Genomic DNA, 20,301 nt, shown 5'->3' with positions numbered 1-20,301 from the left:
AGCAGTGTTTATCAAGCTTTTAACCCAATAATTCCTTGTAAAACGGGTGAAATTTTTCCCTGTTAAGACGGCTTATTTTTTCTTTTTCTTGCTCGCTGATAAGCCCTTTTTTAAAGAGTGAAGCGGTAAGTTTTTCGGCTATTTCAAAACGAAAATCCGCCTGCATACTCTCTTTTGTCCAAGCTCTCGCTTTAACATCCTTTAGCCCGTGAACATCATTACTTATTTGCATGATGCTCACCTCCAAAACGATGTTCTATATAGCAGGCGTGGCAGCAGTATTTTCTGGTTTTATTACCGTAAGAGATAAAAGAATTTTTGCAGTTAAGACAAGCACACTCATAGTTTGCCTGTCTTTTTACCAACTGTGTATGCTTGTTCCACCACGTGTTTCTACACGCGTCAGAACAGAAACGTTTAACTTTTCTTCCTGTGTTTTGCTTAATTGGTTTTGAACAAGATTCACATAATTCCGTCTGTGTTTTCATAGACTGGATTACGCCTAGACTATTACGTTTGCAGTAGCTTTTAATCGTATTAACGGAAACATCCATACGGTTTGCAATCTGCGTATAGCTAAGACCTTCATCTCTTAGTAATTTGACTTGCTGTTTTTCTTCCACATTCATTTGCCTGTGCCTCCTTACATCACAGGCAAAGAAAAAACAGTGTTTTTTAACCTCTTGACTTGACAATTTAACCTTAAAAAAAAAATAAAAAAAGCCCGAGGATTGCTCCAATGTAGGAACAAGCCTCGGGCTTTACATGTTTCAAACTGTTTTACAAGAGTTCGTTTACTCGTTTTTGTACCGTAGCATAATCGTATCCGGCAGAAGTTAAACGCTGTTTACGCGTGCTACCGTTACCCCACGCGCCGTTAATAACTTCTCGCGCCACCTCATCAATACTTGACGTGCGCGCAGCTTGGTCAGAGCCGCCGTTTTTACACCCGTTTAATCCAGCGTTTTTAATAATGCTCGGATAATCCACGTAAGCATAATCCATGTCAACTCTGCCGGCTACTCCAGGCACACTGCCACTTGACGAGTATTGCCAAAGACCATACGAGCCTTGATAACTGCAGTGCGTGTTCCACTGTGCGATCCACAAAGCGTAACGGTTTCTAACATGAGATGACACAAGATTATTAGCGGTTGAAAGCGAGGTGTAAAAGCCTGCATAATACCCGCAAGTTTCCAGCTTATTGCAAAAACTGGTAATCAGCGAATCGCAGAAAGCTCGCCCACGGTTAAGCTGGCTTTTTTCTTCCAAATCAAAGTAAACAGGATACTCAAAACTCTTACCTGAAAGCATGTTCGCACAGCTTTGAGCCTCTTCAGCCGCCTCAAAACCAGAGTTTGCGTACGAATACCAGTAGGCTCCCACGTCAAGACCAGCTGTTTTTGCTTTACGATAGTTCTGTTCAAACCACTTGTCTTTGCATCCGATACCGTATCCTGCTCGAATGATCACAAACTCAACGCCGGATGCTTTCACCGCGTTGAAATCAATGTCACCCTGCCACTCTGATACGTCTATTCCTTTTTTACTCATGAGTATTGTCCTTTCTGTTCTTGTCGTGTAATTGTTCTAAAACGTTTTTTAATTTCTCAGGCACGGGAAGCCCCAGGTGAGCCGCGTTTTCGGTTAAAGATAATCCTTCGTTAGATAGGTAGAAGAAAATTACTGCGGTTCTAATCACGCTTCCTTGTTTCAAAACATGAAAATCTATAATGTTTGCTATGCCAACAAGCATAAAAATGAGCACCTTTCTAAAGATGCCCTTAAAACCAATGCTGCTAGACAGTTTCTTATCCGTGACCGCACACATCACGCCTGTAATATAATCCGTTACCACAAATAAAACGAGTGCGAGGATCAGCCCGTCGCACCCGCCTAAAAAGTATCCCAGCCAGCCGCCTACTAGTGTGAAAGCCAGTTGAGCACTATTCCAAAATCCTCTCATAATTCTCCTTACAAGTTTTCCTAACATTTGCCAGTACTCTTATAAAAACAAAAAGTAAAAAGTAGAAAGTAATAAAAAATGGCAGGCATGGTTTAACCCACACCTGCCCTAACATTTCAGCATTTCAGCATTTCAGCTTTTCAGTATTTCGACTGATATTATTTTTCAACACATGACTACTCCTTACCATCTTTTTCACCTTCATCAACCATTTCATCTTTTACACTTTTCCCAGCCGCTTCATCTTTTTCATCTTTTTCATCTTTTTCGTCTTTTTCGGCTTTTTCGGCTTTTATTTTCAAAATCTCGTCGTTAAGTTCGCGTTCTCTAGAATTAAAATAGTCTTCTAACTGTTTCACATACACTTCATATTCCATCGAGTTTTCCGCAATCACTGCCGAACGCATATCAGATAATACGCTTGCAACAATGCCTTCTATCATGTAAGTAGGTATTGGTATTTGCTTATTCAACTCGACTATTTTTTCGTTTAACTCAGCCTTATATTTTTGCACAGCTACCGCGTAGCTAATTGTCGGTTTTACCACTACTCTCCTCCAATCTTTTTAGAATAATATCCAGCTTGTGGCTGATTTCGCATAAAATTTTCGTATTATCAACTACAGGTGTTGTAATACTTTCTGTCACGTCTTTTAAGCGCGTGCCTTTATTAGCCACTATTTTGTTTGTGTGAATAATTAGTTTCTCCATAACAAATTCTCCTCTACTTTCACTTCCGCGCTTCACTTCCGCGTTTTTTAATAGTATTTAACTTTCATGAGTATCCCGTTTTTAAACACCATGTGAGCGTTAGAACCCCATTTTGAAGCTTTCCCATCCTGGTTCATTTCAATAATCTGCACATAGTTAATATCCGCGTCTACTCCTGCACCGTCTTGCCAAACAGGATCTATAATCTTGTTACCATGCATGTAAAAGTTGCATCCAGCGTGAATACCATACTCTTTATAAATGCTTTGTGAACGTGAAAAACACAGCATAGTAGCGTATGTTTCTTCATCAGCCGTTTTACGTTGCGCGAAAGCCATATACTTTCCGTCGTTAGTAAGATGAAAAACTAGACCCTTGTGAGAATTATCTTCTTCCCACTCGCCGGTTCCAACATAGCCAATATACACGCCGTTACGGTAGAAGTTGTTCCCGTTTTTATCAAAAACAGCTCTTTTATGATCCTCATCAACTTCACCATCGTAAAGCTCTATCTGCCCGGGTGTTATTTGCACGTATTTACTCGAATGGTTAAACCCGAGAAGGAAACTGTTATAGTTTTGCTGCATGAAACTACCAAAATCACCTTTTTTAACCATTGAAGATATGGAATCTTCTACTATGGTTAGTTTAGAAATAGCCTTATCAGCCGTGAATTTAGCAGCCTCAATATCTTTATCTTTAACTCTCAGCCAATCGAACGTTCTAAAACTACTTATACTGTCAGCGGAAACGTAATGCCATAGTTTGCTTGTTCCACCTTTATACGGGTGTTCAGACTCAGGATAATTTTCACCTTCAACCTCAATAATGTTAATATCTTCAGGCAGTTTAGACACGTATCCTGAAATTTCTCCTGAATACTCTTTTTTAATGCTATCAATCTTAAAACCATAATTGTCAAACGGAGACCAGTTAGTTCTAAAATGTAGCCAAAACTCACTTGATGGAACAAACACTGTCGCGCCAGAAATTTTTTCACCAGTTAAACCCGGTATAGCGTAAATTTTATCCTCATACTTGTAAAAAATGTCTACAAAATCGTCAAAAGCTGATTCCGTGTGCGACTTCTCATTAAATTTTACGGCTAAACTTTCCTGCTTAACAATAAGCCTGTAAGCGTAGCCGGTTGACGTGTCGTAGAAAAAATCACCAACATGCTGCATTTTTTCACTATCAGTCAGCCACAAGCTCATAGGAGCGTTAAAATGGCTTGGAGTATACGAACCGTAATAGTTACCGTTTTTCTGTTTAAGACTATGGTTAACGCTTTCAACACCAGCCTCAATCTTACCGTCTGTAACATTTAGTTTCGTGTTGATTTCACTTATCGTGTAATAGTTTTCAAGCCTCCTACCAGTGTCTTTTATAGCCTCGTTTTTTGCTTTACTAATCTGCTTTTCTACCTGCGAAGTGTAAGAAACTGAAAGTTTTTCCGCGTCAATCGAATGCCCGATAATCCTGTCACCATACACCATGCCGTCAAGAGTCATCGCAGTATTGTAAGGCCCTGAAAAACCGTTATGGCTTCCAGCAATACCATTCATGTTAACCTGTAACACTTTCGTAGCAGTGTTTTTATCAGGCGTATCCATGTAAAGGTCACGAACCCACATGCCTTTACTATCGTATTCGCTTATCTTATAGCCGCTTTGAGAATTACCCATTTGCGCTTTAATATTATCGATCGCAGCTTTAACACGCTCGTTATCAATTTTTCTAGCTTCAACCGCTTCTTCTTTTAACGTTTGAACAGCATGCGACACGTTTTGCACATACCCTTTAGAAATCCTGCTCGCAAGCACGATTCTAACTTCGCCTGGTTTTTGAATCGGTATAGTCTTTTTTACTACAGGAAACACACGGTCCATGCCAAATTGTGGAGCGAGGCAACGAACCCTATCCCCACACTTAATCGTCGCATAATGTAAACCTAACTCGGATAAGTCAACCGCGCTAAGGCTTATTTCTACATGCTCAAACTGGTTATCCTGTAACCATTTAGTAGCTTTGCGCATAAGATTAGTTGGAACTGTCACATTATTGAAATTAATAACTTTACAAACCCAGCCGAATGTTTTTTGCGCTTCACGAGATACTATATAGTTTTTCCCATTGTTTATTGAAGTAATATCAACATGCTTTTTAAGAACCTCGTTTTCACCATTCTCGTTTTCCAACTCTTTGCCGAGAGGAATAACCGCTGTAGTAACATCCTCTGCTGAAAGGTTTTCCGCGTATTCAAGCAGGTTCAAGCCGAAACTAATATGCTGGCTTGTAGCTTTCCCTATTTCCTCCAAATGCAGGTAATCTAAGTAAAGTTTCCCGTCTTCTTTCCTAAGACGCAAATATCCGCCAAGCTTTTCAACCATTTTACCCATAATCGCTTCAAGCGTGGTTTCAAAATTAGTAAACCTGTAGAGCGAATCATTCGAGTCAGATACGGTGACGAAACCAATTCTTATTTTCTTATAATCATCTACCTGACTGTTATGAGCTTGTAAAAGTTTTTCTAAAAGCTGGTAGGAACTCTGATCATGATATTCTTTCTGAGGTTGAATACTATCCGCTAAATAAGTTAACAACCCTACGCAAGTTACTTTCTTACTACCATACAAGTCTTTTACTTGCTCTCTAACCTCGCCGAAGAAAATCTCCTCATCGTCACGCCACACGCTTACTATTGATTTCCGGTTTTTAATAAGCTCATAGCAAGGGTTTTGACTCGGGCAAGTAAACGTTAACGTTCCCGCAGTGTTAAGCTCCAAGTTTAACGTAATATCATCAAGTACCGCTTTATCATCATTCGGATAGTAAATCGTATTACCGTCAAGCATGATCCTGTACACTCACAACCACCCCCTTTTATAGGAAATATTTACCATCCCGTTTCCAACGAATGTTAAACTCATGCTTATTTTTGAACGAAGCTGTGGGAAACGGTTAACACCTGTTTTAATCTCATACTTTTTACCATTAGAATCCAGTAGCATACTGTTAGATGACAGGTTGTTAAATTCTGGAATCAGCGTCATGTCAAAATCGTGAACGAGTGTTATTTCCCGCTTATCATCTACTTGCACACCCCATATTGTGTGAACCCCATCCGAATCATCTACACTATACTTATATGGTTGCAGCTTATAGTTGAGTGTGAGAGTTGAATAGTTTTTATCCGATTTAAAACCACTAACCCACATTCGACCCTGATAGTAGAACAATGGTTCATCATCAAGAGACAGTTTCACACTCTTACCGTGGATTAACGTTTTAACCCTATGGCATGTTTCACTCCACTTGTTTTTGTTTGCAACAATGAATTCGAAACAGCCTTCACGCATCTCGTATAACACTTCACCGGCAAGACTTTCACTAATATCAATACTTTCCTGCCTGCCTGGTATTTGCAAATACTCTAATTTAGGTTCTGGAAGTTGAACGCGTGGACGGCTTGTAGCAACAAGCCCTAGATCGTTAAAACTATGCAACCCGTTTATTAGCATCCCATACACTTTTACCACCCCCTTGTTTTTCTTGTTTGAAGCTTGAAAAGCTCACTGTCCATCCTGTGCGCGATACCACCCACTAGTTCGCCAGTGTCGAGCACAATACTCTGGTTGGAAAACTGTGGGAAATACGCGTCCATAATCGCTAGAATCTGGTTCATAACACTAAGCATTTGCGTGTTCGCTCCCGCGCTCATATTCTGCAAAGTATCAAGCCCCATGATCACTTCCGGGCCTTTTTCACCGCCGCCAAGCATACGCCCGTTTTTCTCACCGAAAATAGTCGCCCCGTTTAACAGCATCGGCTTATTCATTGCTTTCTTATACCAGTCGATAGCAAGATACGGTACAGACGGTGGCGTAAGAGAGAATTGTCCTTTAATACTAAAATGAGGCAGTTTAATATGAGGAAGACTAAGTTTTATGCCAGAGAAAAACCCTGTTATAGCGTCGATTACTGCTTTAACCTTGTTTTTCGCCGCTTCAATCGGAGTGATGATAGCGTTTTTAATACCATTCCAAACTGACACAACCGTGTTTTTAATACCGTTAAACACAGACTTAACCATGTTTGCTACTGAATTAAACACTGTTGAAATGCTTGTTTTAATACCGTTTACCACGCTCATGATCGCAGTTTTAATACCATTCCAAACACTTGTTGCAGTGTTTTTAATACCGTTTAAAACGTTAGTGAAAAACGATACGATACCATTCCAAACATTCATGAAAAAGTTTTTCACACTCGACCACAGTTTGTTCCAACTAGTGCCAAAGAAAGACAAAAACACGTTAAAAACGTTTTTTAACGTGTTAAATACCGTTATGAACGTGTTTTTAACCGCGTTCCAAACAGCGGTAAAAATTTCTTTTACACCATTCCAAAGCTGAGACCAGTTACCGGTAAACAATCCTATAAAAACGTCTAAAACGCCTGTGATTAAATCAAGAACGGTTTTGAAACTAGTAAAACTTAAATTTAAAGCGCCTTCAAACAGTGGAGCTAGAATAGCACACAAACCATTCCACACTGTTTTAAGCCCTTCAACAATACTCGTAAAATCAATACCAAGGCTTGACAGTTTTTCTTTAACACCATTAACAAAACCGGTGAAAGTTTCCTTGATTTTCTCCCAAACAGCAATAACACTGTTTCTAAACTCTTCGTTAGTGTTCCATAAGGTTACAAAAGCTGCTACCAGAACACCAATAACCGCAACAACCGCGAGTATTGGCGCGGATACTCCACCTAAAACAGCGCCTAACCCTTCAAGAATACTAGAGCCGGAAGTAAAACTTGCGAACATTTTACCTATAAACAAAGCTAGTTTAGAAAACCCTTGTATAGCAACACCTATTTTAGAAATACACGTTCCAAGAACCACTAAAAAAGGGCCGACTGCCGCAGCAATCAGCCCAAGTGTAACTATAAGTTTTTGGCTTTCTGGAGAAAGCTGTTTAAATTTAGAAAGCCATGCTGATATTTTCTGCATTAATGGTGTTATGACGGGAAGTAAAACATTACCAATAGTCGCAGCAATATTCTGCAACTCTGTTTTTAGAATCTTCATAGAACCCGAAGCGCCCGCAGCTTCACGCCCAGCCTGCCCTTGAGCGTCAGCAGTCTGCTCCATAATAAGAGCCAAAGTAGCAGCCTGTTTCGCTTGCAAGCTCATCGCGCCTCTACCATCATGCAAACCCATGGCAAGAGCTTTAGCTTTAATAGTCGCCTCGTTAACACCCATACCATAATTGTCAAGCATCGCATTATTACCTTTAAGCGCGCCTGTTAAAGCAAGAACAGCAGACTCGGTTGTGCCACCAAACATAGCAGACAAGTCACCTGCAAGAGCAACCAGCTTCTGACTCATCTCGGCTGCTTCAGCATCACTTTTCCCACCAATATTTTTCAACATCGCGCCCATAGTATTCGCATACTCTAAAGCTTGACCTTGAGCAATACCATAATAGGATTTCAAACTTCCTGACCATTTAAGCATTCTGTCAGCAGACTTACCGTAAATCTGCTCTGTAGCCCCCATAGCATCCTGTAAGTCTGCTGCAGCAGTAAAACCAGCAGTACCAATAGCAGCAATCGGCAGCGTAACTTTCGTGCTTAAACTTTGACCAAGAGATGACATACCATCTCCTAGTTTCTTTATCTTTTTACTCGTACTATCAAACTGGCTACTAAGCTTGGTTAAACTAACACTACCTACCTGTTTTAATTTTTCTTTTAAACTATCAAGACTATTTTCTGTCTCAACAATCTCACGCTGCAAAGCATCATACTTGTCTTTACCAAGCTCCCCGTTTTCCAACTGTACTTTAGCCTGCTTATCCGCCTGTTTCAAAACGTTAAGCTTATTAGACGTTTCTTGGATTTCTTTCTGCAAAAAAGCCTGCTTTTGGCTTAAAAGCTGCGTGCTAGTCGGATCAAGTTTCAAAAGCCTATTAACATCACGAAGCGACTGTTCGGTTGAGCGAATAGTCGAATTCACCTGTTGTAAAGACTTATCTAAGCCTGTAGTATCCCCACCAATTTCAACAGTAATACCTTTAATCCTGTTTGCCATAACTTCACCTCCTTCCTAAAAATAGGCATGAAAAAAGCACCTACTATTTAGTAAGTGCTAGAAATAATCTTCCATGATTAATTTATCAGTAAATCAATCTATTCAAGTTCTTTAGTTCTATTTCATTTATATTTATGTTCGTATAGCCGTCTTTCAATAATTCTACTCGTACAGATCTAAATAAATCCTCACATACATCTGGACGATTTAATGTTTTTAATCGATCATCATAATGTACTGTAGTTGTCAGAAATAACTTATCACAATCTATTCTAGTTGGTCGCGTAAATGGATTCCTAGATATATCTGGCTGCTCATCATGATAATGAACCATTGGGTTTCTAATAAGCATATAAGGTTTTAGTGTTTGACATTTAATATACTCATACACTGTACCCGAATGTTTATTACAAATATACATATGTGAAGCCACAGCCATCCCATCCGATATAGACGGATAAGGCACTTTCATCCTCACAACATCTTTTTCGTTAATCAATCAGAAGCCTCCCTTCTTCGTCAATATCGACGAATACTGGATTATGGAGTTCTTCATTTTCCGCAAGAGTAAGCATCATATCGAAATGTTTCTCCGTAAGTAATTCCGAATCAGATTTTGAAAATACAAAGTATTTTTTATCTAAATTTATAATTTTTGAGTTTTCTACCATATTTGTTGAATACATTGCATCTAATGCATCGATCAGTTTTTTATCATTATAATTGAAGTCCGATTCATCTAAATCTACTTGATACTCACCAGACACAATGCGATTTTCTTTTGATTTCCAAAGATTCATCTGATGTGTAAGATCAGATAATTCCTTTTCCGTCATAGTACCAACTATAAAAGCGCATTTTTCAGCCCTTTTAACATTAATAGCTTCAACATTTTTATCATACGCATTCTGAGCCGCCACATTAAAGCTTGCTCTTTCCTTAGTATAATCTCCCCAAACATTACTAAATACCGGACCTTTTTTATACCCTCTTAAATGACTAAAATCAGGTGTTTCTCCAGATACTTTCGTAAAGGCTTCATAAAACAGCAAAAATTTTTGCAACTTTAAAGGGGTCTCATATGATGTATTGTCATTATTCTTTAGCCAACCACTTAAATATAGTTTTCTTTCATTTGAATAAATCATATTCATACTCCTTTCGTAAATCTTTTCATTTTACATCAATCTGATATTAATGTAAATATATTTTCCCATTTTTTGTGCTTATTACTATATTTATCATTATCATACCAAAAATACTCAAGTCTTTAAATTAGAACTTATCAAACTCTGCTTGGCTTGCGAGCTTATCGTATTTCACACTATCGTTTGCTTTCTCCGTCCACATGTCTAAAATCATGCCGATGGTTAAAAGATCCAGTTCGCAAATACTAATCCCGATTTCGGTGCATCTAAGAAGAAACAACGCGGTTGTCATTTGCCGTGTTGTTGTTTTAAATTTTTTTTAGATTTTACTTCAGTTTCCAAGTTTGCTCCCCAAAGTTCTAGAATTTCAGGAAGAATCTCGTAGATAGAAAACATTTCAAACTCGTCAAGCCACTCATCAATACTTGCTGGAATACTATTATCCGCGTGGTAAGCCATGATGTAGGCTACGTTTTCAAAAATTTCAAGATCTGCTATTTCAAAAACACCCTCGTTGTTTTTGAAAGACTGCTCTAATTTTGATAGGTCTTTGAAAATATCACGCTTGAATTTAATACGATACAGTCTTGGAATAGTGGCGGAAGAACGAAACTTCACGTCTTTACCATTTACTTTTACTGTTTTTTCTAACACTTTTACCCCTTTAAAACTTATTTGATTTCCGTGTTAACTTGCGGAACGTACACGCTCTTATACCATTTCTCATAGGTTTCTTTTGAAGTAGTGTCACCACTCCTAGATTTCACCAAACCATCTTCTCTAGGATCAGCCGTAAGCGACAAAGTTTCCGTACCCGGTTCTATCGTGTCTTCCTTAGTTTCTGACTCGATAGACGGTCGTGTTGCTGAACAGTTATATAAAACGTGTCTGATAGCGTTCACGTCACCATCAAACTCAAACAGGAGCGCGAATTTTTCTGTTTCACTAATCTTCGCGTTTTCAACCAGCACACCGTTTTTATCTAGTTCTTCTCTCAGTATTTCCGTCCTAAACCATTCAGGTATAAGAGCAATTTCCAAGTCGCCACTGTAACCGTTGTTAGCAGTCGACCTGAAGTAAACAATCCCGTCAGCGTAAAACGGTGAGGATTCACCCTCAGCCTCAAGGCTTATACTCACCGCCCCCGGAATCGGCTTAGGCTCATCGTAGGAGAAACCACTCGAATCTTTTTTAAGTTTTGCCGCGTACACGTTTTTCAGATTGTATTTAACCTTGTTTCCCATTTATTGTTACCTCCATTTCAAAAATGTAGAGTGTTTCATAAAGCTTTTCCGACTCTATGAACGCTTCTGTTTTGTTATAAAAAATGCCGTGCCTATCAAGCACGGCTTCAACTTGTTCTTCCAGTACGGGGTTCTTATAGTCTGCGTATAGTTCAATATGAACTTCGTTTGCTTTAAAATACGTTTTCCCGTCTGCAGCGAAATTACTGCTCGCAGGCGTTAAGAACAGGAGGAAAGGCGGATTAGGTGATTCTCCTTCAGCAAAATGGTGATAGGCGAAAGGAAAACCTATCTCCCTCATAATGTTTAAAAGATTACCCATTTTTAACCGCCTCCTCTATTTCTTTTTCAAAACTTCGTACTGCTTTACTTTCAGCCTCAGCAATGTGTGCTCTTGCTTCCACGCGTCCGCCGCCTCGTTTAGCATGCCCGTACTCTAACAAGTGTGTAAGCTGATACTTGTTTCTAGAATGCACTACGAGAACTAGCCTGCTGCCTGTTTCGCTTAATGTTTTAACCGCCCAACTTTTCGCATACGCTCCAGTTCGTTTAGGAGCTGTCATGTTAATTTCTTCTTTTGCTGTTTTACCAGCGGTTTTTACTGCTTCTTTTACTTTCCCGGTTGTAACTTTCGCGTAAGTTTTAAGCTCTCTAATAACTTCTTTAGAGAGGCTGCCAATACTTACTTTGCTCACTTTTTACACCTCTTACAGTGAAGTTTCAGGCTTTTCTTCTTATAATTCATGTGGTCAACACCTAAAATCTCATAAACCGTATCATGAAAAATAACACGATACCTGGTGGATGATATTGCAGCGGTTTCTTTCGAATAGCGGATAGTAAAATCTATTTTTGACTCATCCCACACGTTTCCCGCCGAAGTCTGCTCAGATGGGCTTTCAGCACTCACCGTGGCGTAACACTCGTAATATTTACTCCACTTAATCTTATGATTACCAACCTCATCAACTTCAACACTGTTTTTAAGCAGCGTAATACGCTCGTTTAATAAACTTATTCTCATTTAAAACCCCGTTTTTCTAACAGTAAAAAGCATCGAACGTAAGGTGAGAGTTAGCGCGTGATGGTCTGCTTCTTCCCGATGCTCATACAAGTAGCCTGTAGCGTATAAGACTGCGAGCCGATACTCGTCAAAGTTTTCACTAATCAAACTAGTATCGTTTTTACGAGCTACTCCCTGGCAGAGTTTTTCAGCAGAATGAATAAGGGTGTTGATAAGCTCATCATCTTCTTTACTATCCACCCTAAGATAGTTTTTTGCTTCCTCGACTGTAACTATCATCAACACCCCTCCTTAACTTTTAGTCGTCTTTTAAGCTGCTACGCTTGTTTTAACAGGTAGAATCTGTACTGCTTCTTTAAGCACGAGTTTGCCGTCTACACGCTCTTTAGCGACGAAACCTATCATGCCGTTTCCAGCGAAAAGTTCGGTAAGTTCTTTAAACGAGCGTGAACCACGGTCGCCAATGTTGTAGTACGAGTAGTCGCCAAAAGCCACCATGTTTTCAGGCGCGTAAGCAGACGTGTATACCGGGTATCCGAGAATCCTGTTCGGCTCATCATCCTGGTATGAAGGCTGCCAAACGTACGCGCCATTATTGTCTTTAAGTTTTCGTATGCTCGCGACTGTTTTATCGTTCATAATAAAACTCGCGTTTTTACGGTATGGTCGCCTCAAAGCGTGAATAAGATCAATCAGATCATCAGTTTTAATACTGGTAGTTTCTTTAAGGAACGTGCCGCCGTCTTTCTTGTTGAAAATACCAGTCGGTTTTCCAACGCCATCCCCGTTAAGAAAAGCGTCTTCCTCAGCGTTAGCCAACGCCATGCCGAAGGATGTGAGAAGATGATTCTCGAGGTTAAACGCATTATCATGCAAGAGTTCTTCAGTAACTTTTACTGCAACGTGAAGCTTATGAGCGTCAAGCAGGATTTGCGCGAACTTGGAATCCCCAAAGTTAAGGCTTGCGCCTTCTTCAATCCAAGCTGCTGCAGGATCACTCATCGCAACATTAATCTTATGCTCTCCACTAGTGGTAATCGTGGTAGCAAGAGAGCGAATAATGTTTTCTTCTTTCAACGTTTCAATCAGACGATTATCGTATTCTTCCGGCACAAGATACCCGCCGTCAGCGTCCACGCCTTCCTGCAACACGTTATCGACTCGTTTAAAATTACTTCTAAGAGCTGTAAGCATTGCCTGCTTATACTCGTCACGCGCACGACCTTGTTTTTCAAGGTTCACACCTGTTTTCATAGGTTTTGCAACAATCGCCTCAGATGTTGGTTTTGAAAGCTCCTTATCCATTTTTTCCATCTGTTCCAAGCGTTCAATTTCCTTACTGTAAGCTTTCACTTTCGCTTCCATCTCATCATAGGTTTTCGCGTCTTCTTCTGAAATAAGCCCGTCCTTGTCACGTTTAGACTCAAGGAAAGCTTTTGCACCCTGCCAAGCCTTATTACGTTTCTCAACCATGTTTGAAATAGTGTTCATCATGTTTACCTCCAATTTTTGATTAAAAAAAGACGATCCATAAGATCGTCTGCACTAATATTGTTTGTTTCCTTACCGCTTATCCGGCAGGCTTTAGATATTTTTTCCAATAACGTGTTTTGCACGCTTAATTTTGAATACAATGTTGAAACTTGTGGTATGCCAATATCAGTGGTTTCACCTCTAGTTAAAACACCGTCCGCGAACCCGAGTTCTACCGCCTTGTTAGCATCCATCCACGTTTCCGAATCCATTAAATGCGAGAGTTTCACACGGTTAAGCCCTGTTTTAATCTCGTAAGCGTTAATAATGGACTCTTTGACCTCATCAAGCATTGATATTGCTTTTTCCATTTCGCTTCTGTTTCCAAAAGCAACAGTCATAGGATTATGAATCATAAGCATTGACACCGGGCTCATATAAACCTTTGTCCCAGCCATAGCAATCACTGATGCAGCCGAAGCTGCAATCCCATCAATCTTGACCGTCACACAACCCTTGTAATCCATGAGCATGTTATAGATTTGTGCCGCAGCCACACAATCGCCGCCAGGTGAGTTAATCCACACGGTAATATTTCCACTACCAGCGTTTAACTCGTCTTTAAAAAGTTGTGGTGTAATATCATCATCAAACCATGATTCTTCAGCAATCGTACCGTTAAGAAACAGTGTCCTCTCAAAAATCTCATTATTCTCATTAGTCTCATTGTTTTCCTTTTGGTTTTTCCACTGCCAAAACTTCCTCATTACCTTTTTCCTCCTCTCTTATATAAAGAAGCGACCAAGATTTTCTTGGTCGCTTCATGTTCGTATAACACTCATATAATACCTAAAGAACTAGCTTTACAGTTAAATAATCCACCTTACTTGTATGCTCTTCCATTTAAGGAAACTAGAGAATCAAATAATTGTGTTTCATCTAGAATACTCTCAGTTGGAGTTCTTTCCGTTATTGCAAGTTCTTTATACTTACTAGTAATTCCCTTAACAGCTTCTAATATCGATGGTTTAGAAACTTTGGAATCACTTTTCCTATACTCTTTAATTAAATCAGAAACTGCAAAAATCCCTAATTCCTTAAATTTCTGAGTTCGGTCATGATCATTCAAAGTTTCATTATTACTGATTCTTTCAACATTAAACCTTGTATTGTTTACTTTTTCGTCATAAGCCATCCTAAACTCTAACGAATTTTTCCAACCATAGTCAGAATTGTAAACAAACTTTTCGCCAGTTATGTCTTCAATAGCCATAGCTAGAATATATTCATAGCATCCAGCATCTCTACTATCATAAATAGCATCGTAAAGAGGTTTAATTGCCTTCAGTCCCAGTTTCAATATTCTTTGATAGTTTTTAGAATTCCTAATAAACTTTCCTGGATGTGCCTGCATAGCCACTTGTGGATTAGTCTTCGTCTCAGTTTCTAATTCCACCATCAACTTATTCATGGATCCCTTTATATCATCTAACGTTTCAGCATAAGCTACGTTTACTGGCATCAATTTATTAGCTATATTCCCACTATTCTTTGATGCTGGATTATTTCCAATAATAAAAATTCCAGTAAATACAAATAGAACCAATAAAAGTAAAGTTCCTAGCGAAATATACATTTTTTTCTTAGACATAGTATTACGCCTCCTAGAATTCTATATTCTTAATTCGCTGTATACTCTCATAGTGTAGGATATTATCTTAGTTAAGTATCCATAGAGATTAGATTCTATTTTTCGCTTAACGTTAAGATAATTCGTTATGTCTTCGTTGCCTAAATGATTCATTCACTGTCTAAACAGTTATAATAAAATAATATTAATATAACATGTTATATTAATATTATCAAGACACAAATTCAGCTTAATCACCTAACTTATTTCTACCAATTACATTGAACGCTCCCGCACGGTTAAGTGGGAGCATGTTACCGTTAATCAAATACAAGTCACCACCCTCACAGGCGGGAATCTTATCCAAGTTTTCTAACTGTCTAATATCGTTTGCACTCATCCTATTCCACCAACTAATAATGCTATTGAATCAATGAATAGTAGAATTCGTGATATGCTACGTAATCATCGTGGATTAAGCTTGTTAAAACGTATACATGCTGTATGCTGGTGGTGTTATTTAAACACAAATGAGCCACAAGATAAGTCTTGGATAATCGCTAATTCTTTTACTAGTGAATGTATAGAACAACTTTATCAGCAAGCTTGGGAGCGTTCTGAGCAGGGATTATCTGAAGTATTTGGAATACCAGCAAGTATGGTACTGGTGTTGATTGGAATGAGTTCCATAAGAGTCGTGAATACTACCAGTAGTTATTAAAAAGCTAAGCTGATTACTCCTATTTCAAGAATATTCATCAGCTTAGCTTTACGCACTTTTTGGCCTATAACCCCAAGATTTAGAGCTTAATGGTGTTAAATACAAAAATTCTCCACGATTCGCTTGGCTATCAAATTGATTATGAATAAGCCTTAGAATCATGGAGCATTTTTATTTACGAAGTATCGCAAAAATATAAAATATTAAGAGAGAGTTTTATTCGCGCACGAGCACAATATGCTCAACGTTGTCTAATGTGGAGACGCGGAAAAGTACAAAACGATTTCCGATTACTTGCACGACTTCGGCTCCGAGCTTTTCAGCAAGTGCATCAGCAGCTTCTTTAGCGCTTAATCCGGAACCATCTTGCACAGCGCACTTCATGAGTTCATGATGCTGCATGGTCTCGTCTGCCTGCTTAACTGCTGCATCAGTAATATCGTTCTTGCCAACGTATAAAAGTGGGCTAAGCGTATTAGCGAGCGCGCGAAGCTGCTTAATCTGCTTCTTTGTCAATGCCATAAGTAGTCCTTTCAATAAAAGTAAAAGTATTGGTAATCTCAAAAGTATTCATACTTAGTACTAAGTGCTTAACGGATTATACAGTATATTGCGAATTGCTGCATAGATTCATTTACAAAGTATGATTTTCTACCAGTTAGGCAGAGATTTAAGATTTTTCGCAGCGAAAGAGGCGAGCCTCAGCGTCGCTAGATGGTGACTCGCCGAGAGAGCAAGAAAAATCGAAAAATCTCGGTGATTAACCGAAGATTAAAAGACTAAACATGCCAAGAGCTGTCGAAGTTTCTCTTAGAGCAATGTAAAAATCTTGCGATGAGAGAAACTCCGACAACTCAGCACCATCAGAAAGAATCTTAACGCGCACTTGCAACTTTAAGCTCCTTCGATTTGCAGCAACATTAGATGGGAAAATTTTGTAAGTGTATGCATATTTTAGTAGACACTTATGTATTGCGTTTGCTGAAAAATGTGAAATGTTCGGAAAGTTTAGTATAAATACAATATTTTGCAAGCAATAATCGCGCTCACAATTATTAGAGAAGTTACCAATAACGCTATATCTTTTATGCGCACTCTCCAAGTATGTAAGTGAGTTCTTTTAGCTCCAGGTGTGTAGCATCGTGAGTCTAATGCGAGTGCAAGCGTATCTGCATGGCGAATTACGCTAGCAAATCCTGGCACTATTATAGCCGTTATGGCATGTATTCTTTGCTTAAATGATCCGTCGTGAATACTGCTTCCGCGTGCGATTTGTGCTAGTGCAACAGCGTGAGCTTCAGATGCGAGCGTTGGTAAAAATCGCATTGCCAGGCTCATGATAAGAGATATTTCCTGAGTTGGTATGCATATATGTTTAAGCGGTGAAAGTAGGCGTGCGCAAGATTCAGTAAGTACTGTCTGACTCATAGTGAGCACTACAATAGCGCCAATAATAATAACGAGTGAAAATCGTGTTGCAAAAAGTATTGAATAATTAATTCCGTCACTAGTTATTGGAATAGTTGCAATGTTTGCGAGTACTGTACCAGTTCGAACTGAAAGAATATTAAGCAAGCCTGAAAAAATAAATACTGCGATAATCATATGAAGTGAAGATAACAGTTTTATAAGTGATATTCTTGCTATAAAAGTGAGCAAAATTGTTGCTATTGCTAGGATTGTTAATTGCGTATAGTTAGTAATACTAAAAGCGCTTAGCATAATGATAAAGCAAGAAAATAAAGTTACTCGAGGATCAAAATATGCGAGTAGTGATTTTTCTGGTCGTTCTGCTGGCTTGATATTGCTTGTATTTTTGCGCTTGTCTTTTTGATTTTTATATACTTTATTTTTATCTACTTGATGATTTTTATCTACTTGATTATTTTTATTTCCGCTTTGCTCAATACTTACAATTCGTGCTCCTAAAGCTTTCGCTTCCTGAATATTATGCGTAATAAGCACTATTGTCACGCCTTGATTGTGCAAAGTGTAGAGAATATCTAGAATGCGCGATGCTGCTTCAAAATCCAATCCTGCAGTTGGTTCATCCAATACAAGCACGCGTGGTTTGCATGCGAGTACTCCTGCTATTGCAACAAGTCGTTGCTGGCCTCCAGAAAGAGCAAAAGGTGATTTTTCAGCCAAATCCTCAATATGCAGTAAACGCAGAGTTTCATCCACACGTCTTTTAAGAGCATCGCCTTTTAATCCAAAATTTTGTGGGCCATAAGCAACATCATTTCGTACTGTATCGGCAAAAAGTTGTTGTTCTGGAAGTTGCATAACGTAACCAATAGTGCTGCGCAATTTACGTCGATCATCGCGAGAAGTTTTTCCAGTTACTGGTATGCCATCAACTGTTATGGTTCCGGAATCGGCTTTTAACAATCCGCAAATAGTTTTAGCAAGAGTTGATTTTCCACTTCCATTTTTGCTTATTATTGCAACGATTTCGCCACTTTTAACAGTGAGTGAATAATCGTCAATAACAGCTGGCGAAGTTTTATCATATTTAACAGTTAGATTAGAAATTTTTATAGCATCGTCAGATTTATTTACGCAATTGCTATTCTCAGTTGAATTTTTGCGTTCGCTGATTTTGATGAAATTATTATTCGCTGAATTAATATTCGAAAAATGAGTTTCTAAATCTTCAAAACTAATTTCTTTCAGTTTGCTATTTTCTAATAAAAGTATGCGATTTGCATTTTTGCATTCTTCAAGACTATGTGTAATTTGAACGATGCTAGTGCCATTTTTGTGCAAATTATTTAGTAGATCATCAACGCTTTTACGCGAATATGTATCAAGCATAGAAGTTGGCTCATCAAGAACAAGTAATTGAGAATTCATGGCAATAGAGGATGCCAGAGCAATTTTTTGTTGTTGGCCACCGCTCATAGAACTAGGGTTTGCATAACGTTTATTTTCCATGTGAATAGCTTGTAAAGCTTTGCTAATACGATTTTGCATTTTTTCGCGCGGAATTTGCAAGTTTTCTAGCCCAAAAGCAATATCATCTTCAACAACAGTAGTAATAATTTGATCTTCCGGACTTTGAAATAGCGTGCCGATATGCTTTCTTGCTTCTTTATATGCTAAAGAGTGAGCAGTAGTATTATCAAAAACTTTTTCTCCGCATAGATGTACGTAACCACTATCTGGTGCTGTAAGGCCGGAAATAATTTTCGACAATGTCGATTTTCCAGAACCGTTAGCTCCAACAATTGCCACGCGCTCGCCGGAATTAATAGTTAGATTCACATTATTAAGAATCCAAGTATTGCCATTATCGTAGCTAAAGCAAATATCTCGCAGTATTACTGGAGTAGTAAAGTCAGCTTTGATTTCTTGACTTGCGTTTGTATTACTGCGACTTGCGATTCTGCTAATGCCGGTTGTATTACAAGCTGTAATGCAATTCGTATTTACGTTTGTATTACAGCTCGTATTGCCAGTCGTACTACAGTTCGTATTTATGTTACGCATGTTTGTCTGCGATAGTTAATTAACTTTATGAAGTAATTTAGAAATTGGCTTATAAATAATAATTGTTATTACTACGTGCAAAGCAAGTTTAATAACATTAAACGGCAATAAAACTGGAAGAATAAGTGATGCAACATCAGCAACATGCATGTGAGGAGCGTAAAGAGGAGTAATAATAAGATTTCCAACGATTGCGATAATAATAGCAACTACAGATCCAAAGATAAGACTTAGTGCAGCTCCCTTTTTTGTGTGCATTTTTTTGTAGATAAATGCTGCGGTAACTGAGAATCCAAATGAGACTAGCACTGCCATTATTGTTCCTAATGGATTTGTGAATAAGTGTGGTGCAAATCCAAGTATGCTTACTATTGCTGCAGCTGCAGGTCCGTATGCGAATCCTGCTACGAGGCATACAATTCCTGAAGGATCGTATTTAAGATAGCTAACTGGAGTAATAGGGAATTCTATGAAGCTAACTGCCATAGATAAAGCTACGAACAATGCGTATTGCGCGATTCTTTTTGTTGACCAATAGTTTGAAGAATTAGCATCTGTGCTGTGCAGAGAATTACTTAAAGTACCCATGGTGGGCCTCCGTTTCTTCCATCCGGACTTTGACCGTTGGCTTCGGAATTTGACCGAATCTGCAGATTTTACTCCGCTCGCGGGCTTCAAGATTATCTTGCTACCGCCAGTAAGGATTTTCACCTTCCCTGAAACAAATATTCTTTTATACATTCCTTTTGTATATCATGCCGTGAACATTATGTGTTTATAAGACTAAATATG

General features: G+C 38.8%; 24 protein-coding genes, 1 pseudogene and 1 riboswitch. Of the genes and pseudogenes, 1 reads left to right on the top strand and 24 read right to left on the bottom strand.

The genetic code is table 11. From position 1 onward, the window contains the following. Positions 1 to 19: 19 nt before the first annotated feature. The 20 genes from BFS05_RS01560 to BFS05_RS06765 form a co-directional block, all read right to left on the bottom strand. Positions 20 to 232 (bottom strand): SHOCT domain-containing protein, encoded by a 213-nt coding sequence (locus BFS05_RS01560; protein ID WP_103084287.1) that lies wholly within the window; start codon positions 230 to 232, stop codon positions 20 to 22. Continuing rightward, positions 219 to 629 carry a helix-turn-helix domain-containing protein gene (locus BFS05_RS01555; protein ID WP_103084286.1) on the bottom strand — a complete coding sequence of 137 codons (411 nt, stop codon included), beginning with the start codon at positions 627 to 629 and terminating at the stop codon, positions 219 to 221. The genes BFS05_RS01560 and BFS05_RS01555 overlap by 14 nt, the downstream gene beginning before the upstream one ends. Positions 630 to 780: 151 nt before the next feature. After that, positions 781 to 1,554 carry a GH25 family lysozyme gene (locus tag BFS05_RS01550; RefSeq protein ID WP_103084285.1) on the bottom strand — a complete coding sequence of 258 codons (774 nt, stop codon included), beginning with the start codon at positions 1,552 to 1,554 and terminating at the stop codon, positions 781 to 783. Continuing rightward, positions 1,547 to 1,966 carry a phage holin family protein gene (locus BFS05_RS01545; protein WP_032834188.1) on the bottom strand — a complete coding sequence of 140 codons (420 nt, stop codon included), beginning with the start codon at positions 1,964 to 1,966 and terminating at the stop codon, positions 1,547 to 1,549. Before BFS05_RS01545 ends, BFS05_RS01550 begins: the two co-directional genes overlap by 8 nt. Before the next feature lie 176 nt (positions 1,967 to 2,142). Next, entirely contained in the window at positions 2,143 to 2,514 is a 372-nt protein-coding gene (locus BFS05_RS01540) for a toxin (RefSeq protein WP_019260891.1), read from the bottom strand. Further along, positions 2,495 to 2,677 carry a hypothetical protein gene (locus BFS05_RS01535; protein WP_076002854.1) on the bottom strand — a complete coding sequence of 61 codons (183 nt, stop codon included), beginning with the start codon at positions 2,675 to 2,677 and terminating at the stop codon, positions 2,495 to 2,497. The genes BFS05_RS01540 and BFS05_RS01535 overlap by 20 nt, the downstream gene beginning before the upstream one ends. A 47-nt stretch (positions 2,678 to 2,724) precedes the next feature. Continuing rightward, positions 2,725 to 5,532, bottom strand: a complete 2,808-nt coding sequence (locus BFS05_RS01530) for a phage tail spike protein (RefSeq protein WP_103084284.1) — start codon at positions 5,530 to 5,532, stop codon at positions 2,725 to 2,727. Positions 5,533 to 5,544: 12 nt separating this feature from the next. Further along, positions 5,545 to 6,198, bottom strand: a complete 654-nt coding sequence (locus BFS05_RS01525; protein WP_219726412.1) for a hypothetical protein — start codon at positions 6,196 to 6,198, stop codon at positions 5,545 to 5,547. Between the two features lie 11 nt (positions 6,199 to 6,209). Beyond that, a complete protein-coding gene (locus BFS05_RS01520) occupies positions 6,210 to 8,777 on the bottom strand; it encodes a phage tail tape measure protein (RefSeq protein WP_103084282.1) in 2,568 nt (855 codons plus the stop codon). Between the two features lie 491 nt (positions 8,778 to 9,268). After that, a complete protein-coding gene (locus BFS05_RS01510; protein ID WP_032812428.1) occupies positions 9,269 to 9,925 on the bottom strand; it encodes a hypothetical protein in 657 nt (218 codons plus the stop codon). A 288-nt stretch (positions 9,926 to 10,213) separates the two neighbouring features. Further along, entirely contained in the window at positions 10,214 to 10,579 is a 366-nt protein-coding gene (locus BFS05_RS01505; protein WP_004117064.1) for a hypothetical protein, read from the bottom strand. A gap of 17 nt (positions 10,580 to 10,596) precedes the next feature. Beyond that, positions 10,597 to 11,169 carry a major tail protein gene (locus BFS05_RS01500; protein ID WP_014554473.1) on the bottom strand — a complete coding sequence of 191 codons (573 nt, stop codon included), beginning with the start codon at positions 11,167 to 11,169 and terminating at the stop codon, positions 10,597 to 10,599. Beyond that, entirely contained in the window at positions 11,153 to 11,491 is a 339-nt protein-coding gene (locus tag BFS05_RS01495) for a hypothetical protein (RefSeq protein WP_103014107.1), read from the bottom strand. The genes BFS05_RS01500 and BFS05_RS01495 overlap by 17 nt, the downstream gene beginning before the upstream one ends. Then, positions 11,484 to 11,864: an HK97 gp10 family phage protein gene (locus BFS05_RS01490; protein WP_103084281.1), complete on the bottom strand. Its 381-nt coding sequence runs from the start codon at positions 11,862 to 11,864 to the stop codon at positions 11,484 to 11,486. The genes BFS05_RS01495 and BFS05_RS01490 overlap by 8 nt, the downstream gene beginning before the upstream one ends. Beyond that, positions 11,861 to 12,193, bottom strand: coding sequence for a phage head closure protein (locus tag BFS05_RS01485; RefSeq protein WP_103084280.1), 333 nt, complete (start codon positions 12,191 to 12,193; stop codon positions 11,861 to 11,863). Before BFS05_RS01485 ends, BFS05_RS01490 begins: the two co-directional genes overlap by 4 nt. Then, positions 12,194 to 12,472, bottom strand: coding sequence for a head-tail connector protein (locus BFS05_RS01480; RefSeq protein ID WP_016815967.1), 279 nt, complete (start codon positions 12,470 to 12,472; stop codon positions 12,194 to 12,196). It abuts the gene before it with no gap. A 30-nt stretch (positions 12,473 to 12,502) separates the two neighbouring features. Next, positions 12,503 to 13,687 carry a phage major capsid protein gene (locus BFS05_RS01475; RefSeq protein WP_016815966.1) on the bottom strand — a complete coding sequence of 395 codons (1,185 nt, stop codon included), beginning with the start codon at positions 13,685 to 13,687 and terminating at the stop codon, positions 12,503 to 12,505. A 2-nt stretch (positions 13,688 to 13,689) separates the two neighbouring features. Beyond that, positions 13,690 to 14,433, bottom strand: coding sequence for a head maturation protease, ClpP-related (locus BFS05_RS01470; protein WP_103084279.1), 744 nt, complete (start codon positions 14,431 to 14,433; stop codon positions 13,690 to 13,692). 116 nt (positions 14,434 to 14,549) lie between these two features. After that, a complete protein-coding gene (locus tag BFS05_RS01465) occupies positions 14,550 to 15,317 on the bottom strand; it encodes a hypothetical protein (RefSeq protein WP_103084278.1) in 768 nt (255 codons plus the stop codon). A gap of 229 nt (positions 15,318 to 15,546) precedes the next feature. Next, positions 15,547 to 15,696, bottom strand: a complete 150-nt coding sequence (locus BFS05_RS06765; protein ID WP_180978553.1) for a hypothetical protein — start codon at positions 15,694 to 15,696, stop codon at positions 15,547 to 15,549. On the opposite strand from BFS05_RS06765, the pseudogene BFS05_RS01460 reads away from it, so the two are divergent. Continuing rightward, positions 15,688 to 16,010 (top strand): annotated as a pseudogene (locus BFS05_RS01460) (IS256 family transposase); the annotation flags it as partial. The gene BFS05_RS06765 and the pseudogene BFS05_RS01460 overlap by 9 nt on opposite strands. A gap of 223 nt (positions 16,011 to 16,233) precedes the next feature. Here the strand turns inward: BFS05_RS01460 and BFS05_RS01455 are convergent. The 4 genes from BFS05_RS01455 to BFS05_RS01445 all read right to left on the bottom strand — a co-directional run bounded on the left by BFS05_RS01455 (position 16,234) and on the right by BFS05_RS01445 (position 20,097). Continuing rightward, the gene (locus tag BFS05_RS01455) at positions 16,234 to 16,539 is read right to left on the bottom strand and encodes a YhbY family RNA-binding protein (protein ID WP_103084277.1); all 306 of its coding nucleotides are present in this window, start codon (positions 16,537 to 16,539) and stop codon (positions 16,234 to 16,236) included. Positions 16,540 to 16,777: 238 nt separating this feature from the next. Continuing rightward, positions 16,778 to 16,909, bottom strand: coding sequence for a hypothetical protein (locus BFS05_RS06950; protein WP_258004174.1), 132 nt, complete (start codon positions 16,907 to 16,909; stop codon positions 16,778 to 16,780). A 116-nt stretch (positions 16,910 to 17,025) separates the two neighbouring features. After that, positions 17,026 to 19,509, bottom strand: a complete 2,484-nt coding sequence (locus BFS05_RS01450; protein ID WP_103084276.1) for an energy-coupling factor transporter ATPase — start codon at positions 19,507 to 19,509, stop codon at positions 17,026 to 17,028. 15 nt (positions 19,510 to 19,524) lie between these two features. Beyond that, on the bottom strand, positions 19,525 to 20,097 hold the full coding sequence (locus BFS05_RS01445; RefSeq protein WP_103084275.1) for an ECF transporter S component: 573 nt from the start codon (positions 20,095 to 20,097) through the stop codon (positions 19,525 to 19,527). 6 nt (positions 20,098 to 20,103) lie between these two features. Beyond that, a riboswitch (FMN riboswitch) is annotated at positions 20,104 to 20,237 on the bottom strand. Positions 20,238 to 20,301: the final 64 nt, after the last annotated feature.

It is taken from the genome of Gardnerella coleohominis, from assembly GCF_002896555.1.
Lineage (GTDB): Bacteria > Actinomycetota > Actinomycetes > Actinomycetales > Bifidobacteriaceae > Bifidobacterium > Bifidobacterium vaginale_F.
The sequence above is the reverse complement of the archived record's forward strand: the minus strand, read 5'-3'. Positions and strand labels throughout refer to the sequence as shown.

Bases quoted from the DNA above. Each gene is read 5' to 3' on its own strand.
- BFS05_RS01480 (WP_016815967.1), bottom strand. From the start codon at position 12,472: ATGATAGTTACAGTCGAGGAAGCAAAAAACTATCTTAGGGTGGATAGT.
- BFS05_RS01485 (WP_103084280.1), bottom strand. From the start codon at position 12,193: ATGAGAATAAGTTTATTAAACGAGCGTATTACGCTGCTTAAAAACAGT.
- BFS05_RS01465 (WP_103084278.1), bottom strand. From the start codon at position 15,317: ATGTCTAAGAAAAAAATGTATATTTCGCTAGGAACTTTACTTTTATTG.
- BFS05_RS01450 (WP_103084276.1), bottom strand. From the start codon at position 19,509: ATGCGTAACATAAATACGAACTGTAGTACGACTGGCAATACGAGCTGT.
- BFS05_RS01455 (WP_103084277.1), bottom strand. From the start codon at position 16,539: ATGGCATTGACAAAGAAGCAGATTAAGCAGCTTCGCGCGCTCGCTAAT.
- BFS05_RS01530 (WP_103084284.1), bottom strand. From the start codon at position 5,532: ATGCTTGACGGTAATACGATTTACTATCCGAATGATGATAAAGCGGTA.
- BFS05_RS01520 (WP_103084282.1), bottom strand. From the start codon at position 8,777: ATGGCAAACAGGATTAAAGGTATTACTGTTGAAATTGGTGGGGATACT.
- BFS05_RS01445 (WP_103084275.1), bottom strand. From the start codon at position 20,097: ATGGGTACTTTAAGTAATTCTCTGCACAGCACAGATGCTAATTCTTCA.
- BFS05_RS01525 (WP_219726412.1), bottom strand. From the start codon at position 6,198: ATGCTAATAAACGGGTTGCATAGTTTTAACGATCTAGGGCTTGTTGCT.
- BFS05_RS01510 (WP_032812428.1), bottom strand. From the start codon at position 9,925: ATGATTTATTCAAATGAAAGAAAACTATATTTAAGTGGTTGGCTAAAG.
- BFS05_RS01475 (WP_016815966.1), bottom strand. From the start codon at position 13,687: ATGATGAACACTATTTCAAACATGGTTGAGAAACGTAATAAGGCTTGG.
- BFS05_RS01550 (WP_103084285.1), bottom strand. From the start codon at position 1,554: ATGAGTAAAAAAGGAATAGACGTATCAGAGTGGCAGGGTGACATTGAT.
- BFS05_RS01560 (WP_103084287.1), bottom strand. From the start codon at position 232: ATGCAAATAAGTAATGATGTTCACGGGCTAAAGGATGTTAAAGCGAGA.
- BFS05_RS01495 (WP_103014107.1), bottom strand. From the start codon at position 11,491: ATGGGTAATCTTTTAAACATTATGAGGGAGATAGGTTTTCCTTTCGCC.
- BFS05_RS01555 (WP_103084286.1), bottom strand. From the start codon at position 629: ATGAATGTGGAAGAAAAACAGCAAGTCAAATTACTAAGAGATGAAGGT.
- BFS05_RS01470 (WP_103084279.1), bottom strand. From the start codon at position 14,433: ATGAGGAAGTTTTGGCAGTGGAAAAACCAAAAGGAAAACAATGAGACT.
- BFS05_RS06765 (WP_180978553.1), bottom strand. From the start codon at position 15,696: ATGAGTGCAAACGATATTAGACAGTTAGAAAACTTGGATAAGATTCCC.
- BFS05_RS01535 (WP_076002854.1), bottom strand. From the start codon at position 2,677: ATGGAGAAACTAATTATTCACACAAACAAAATAGTGGCTAATAAAGGC.
- BFS05_RS01500 (WP_014554473.1), bottom strand. From the start codon at position 11,169: ATGGGAAACAAGGTTAAATACAATCTGAAAAACGTGTACGCGGCAAAA.
- BFS05_RS01545 (WP_032834188.1), bottom strand. From the start codon at position 1,966: ATGAGAGGATTTTGGAATAGTGCTCAACTGGCTTTCACACTAGTAGGC.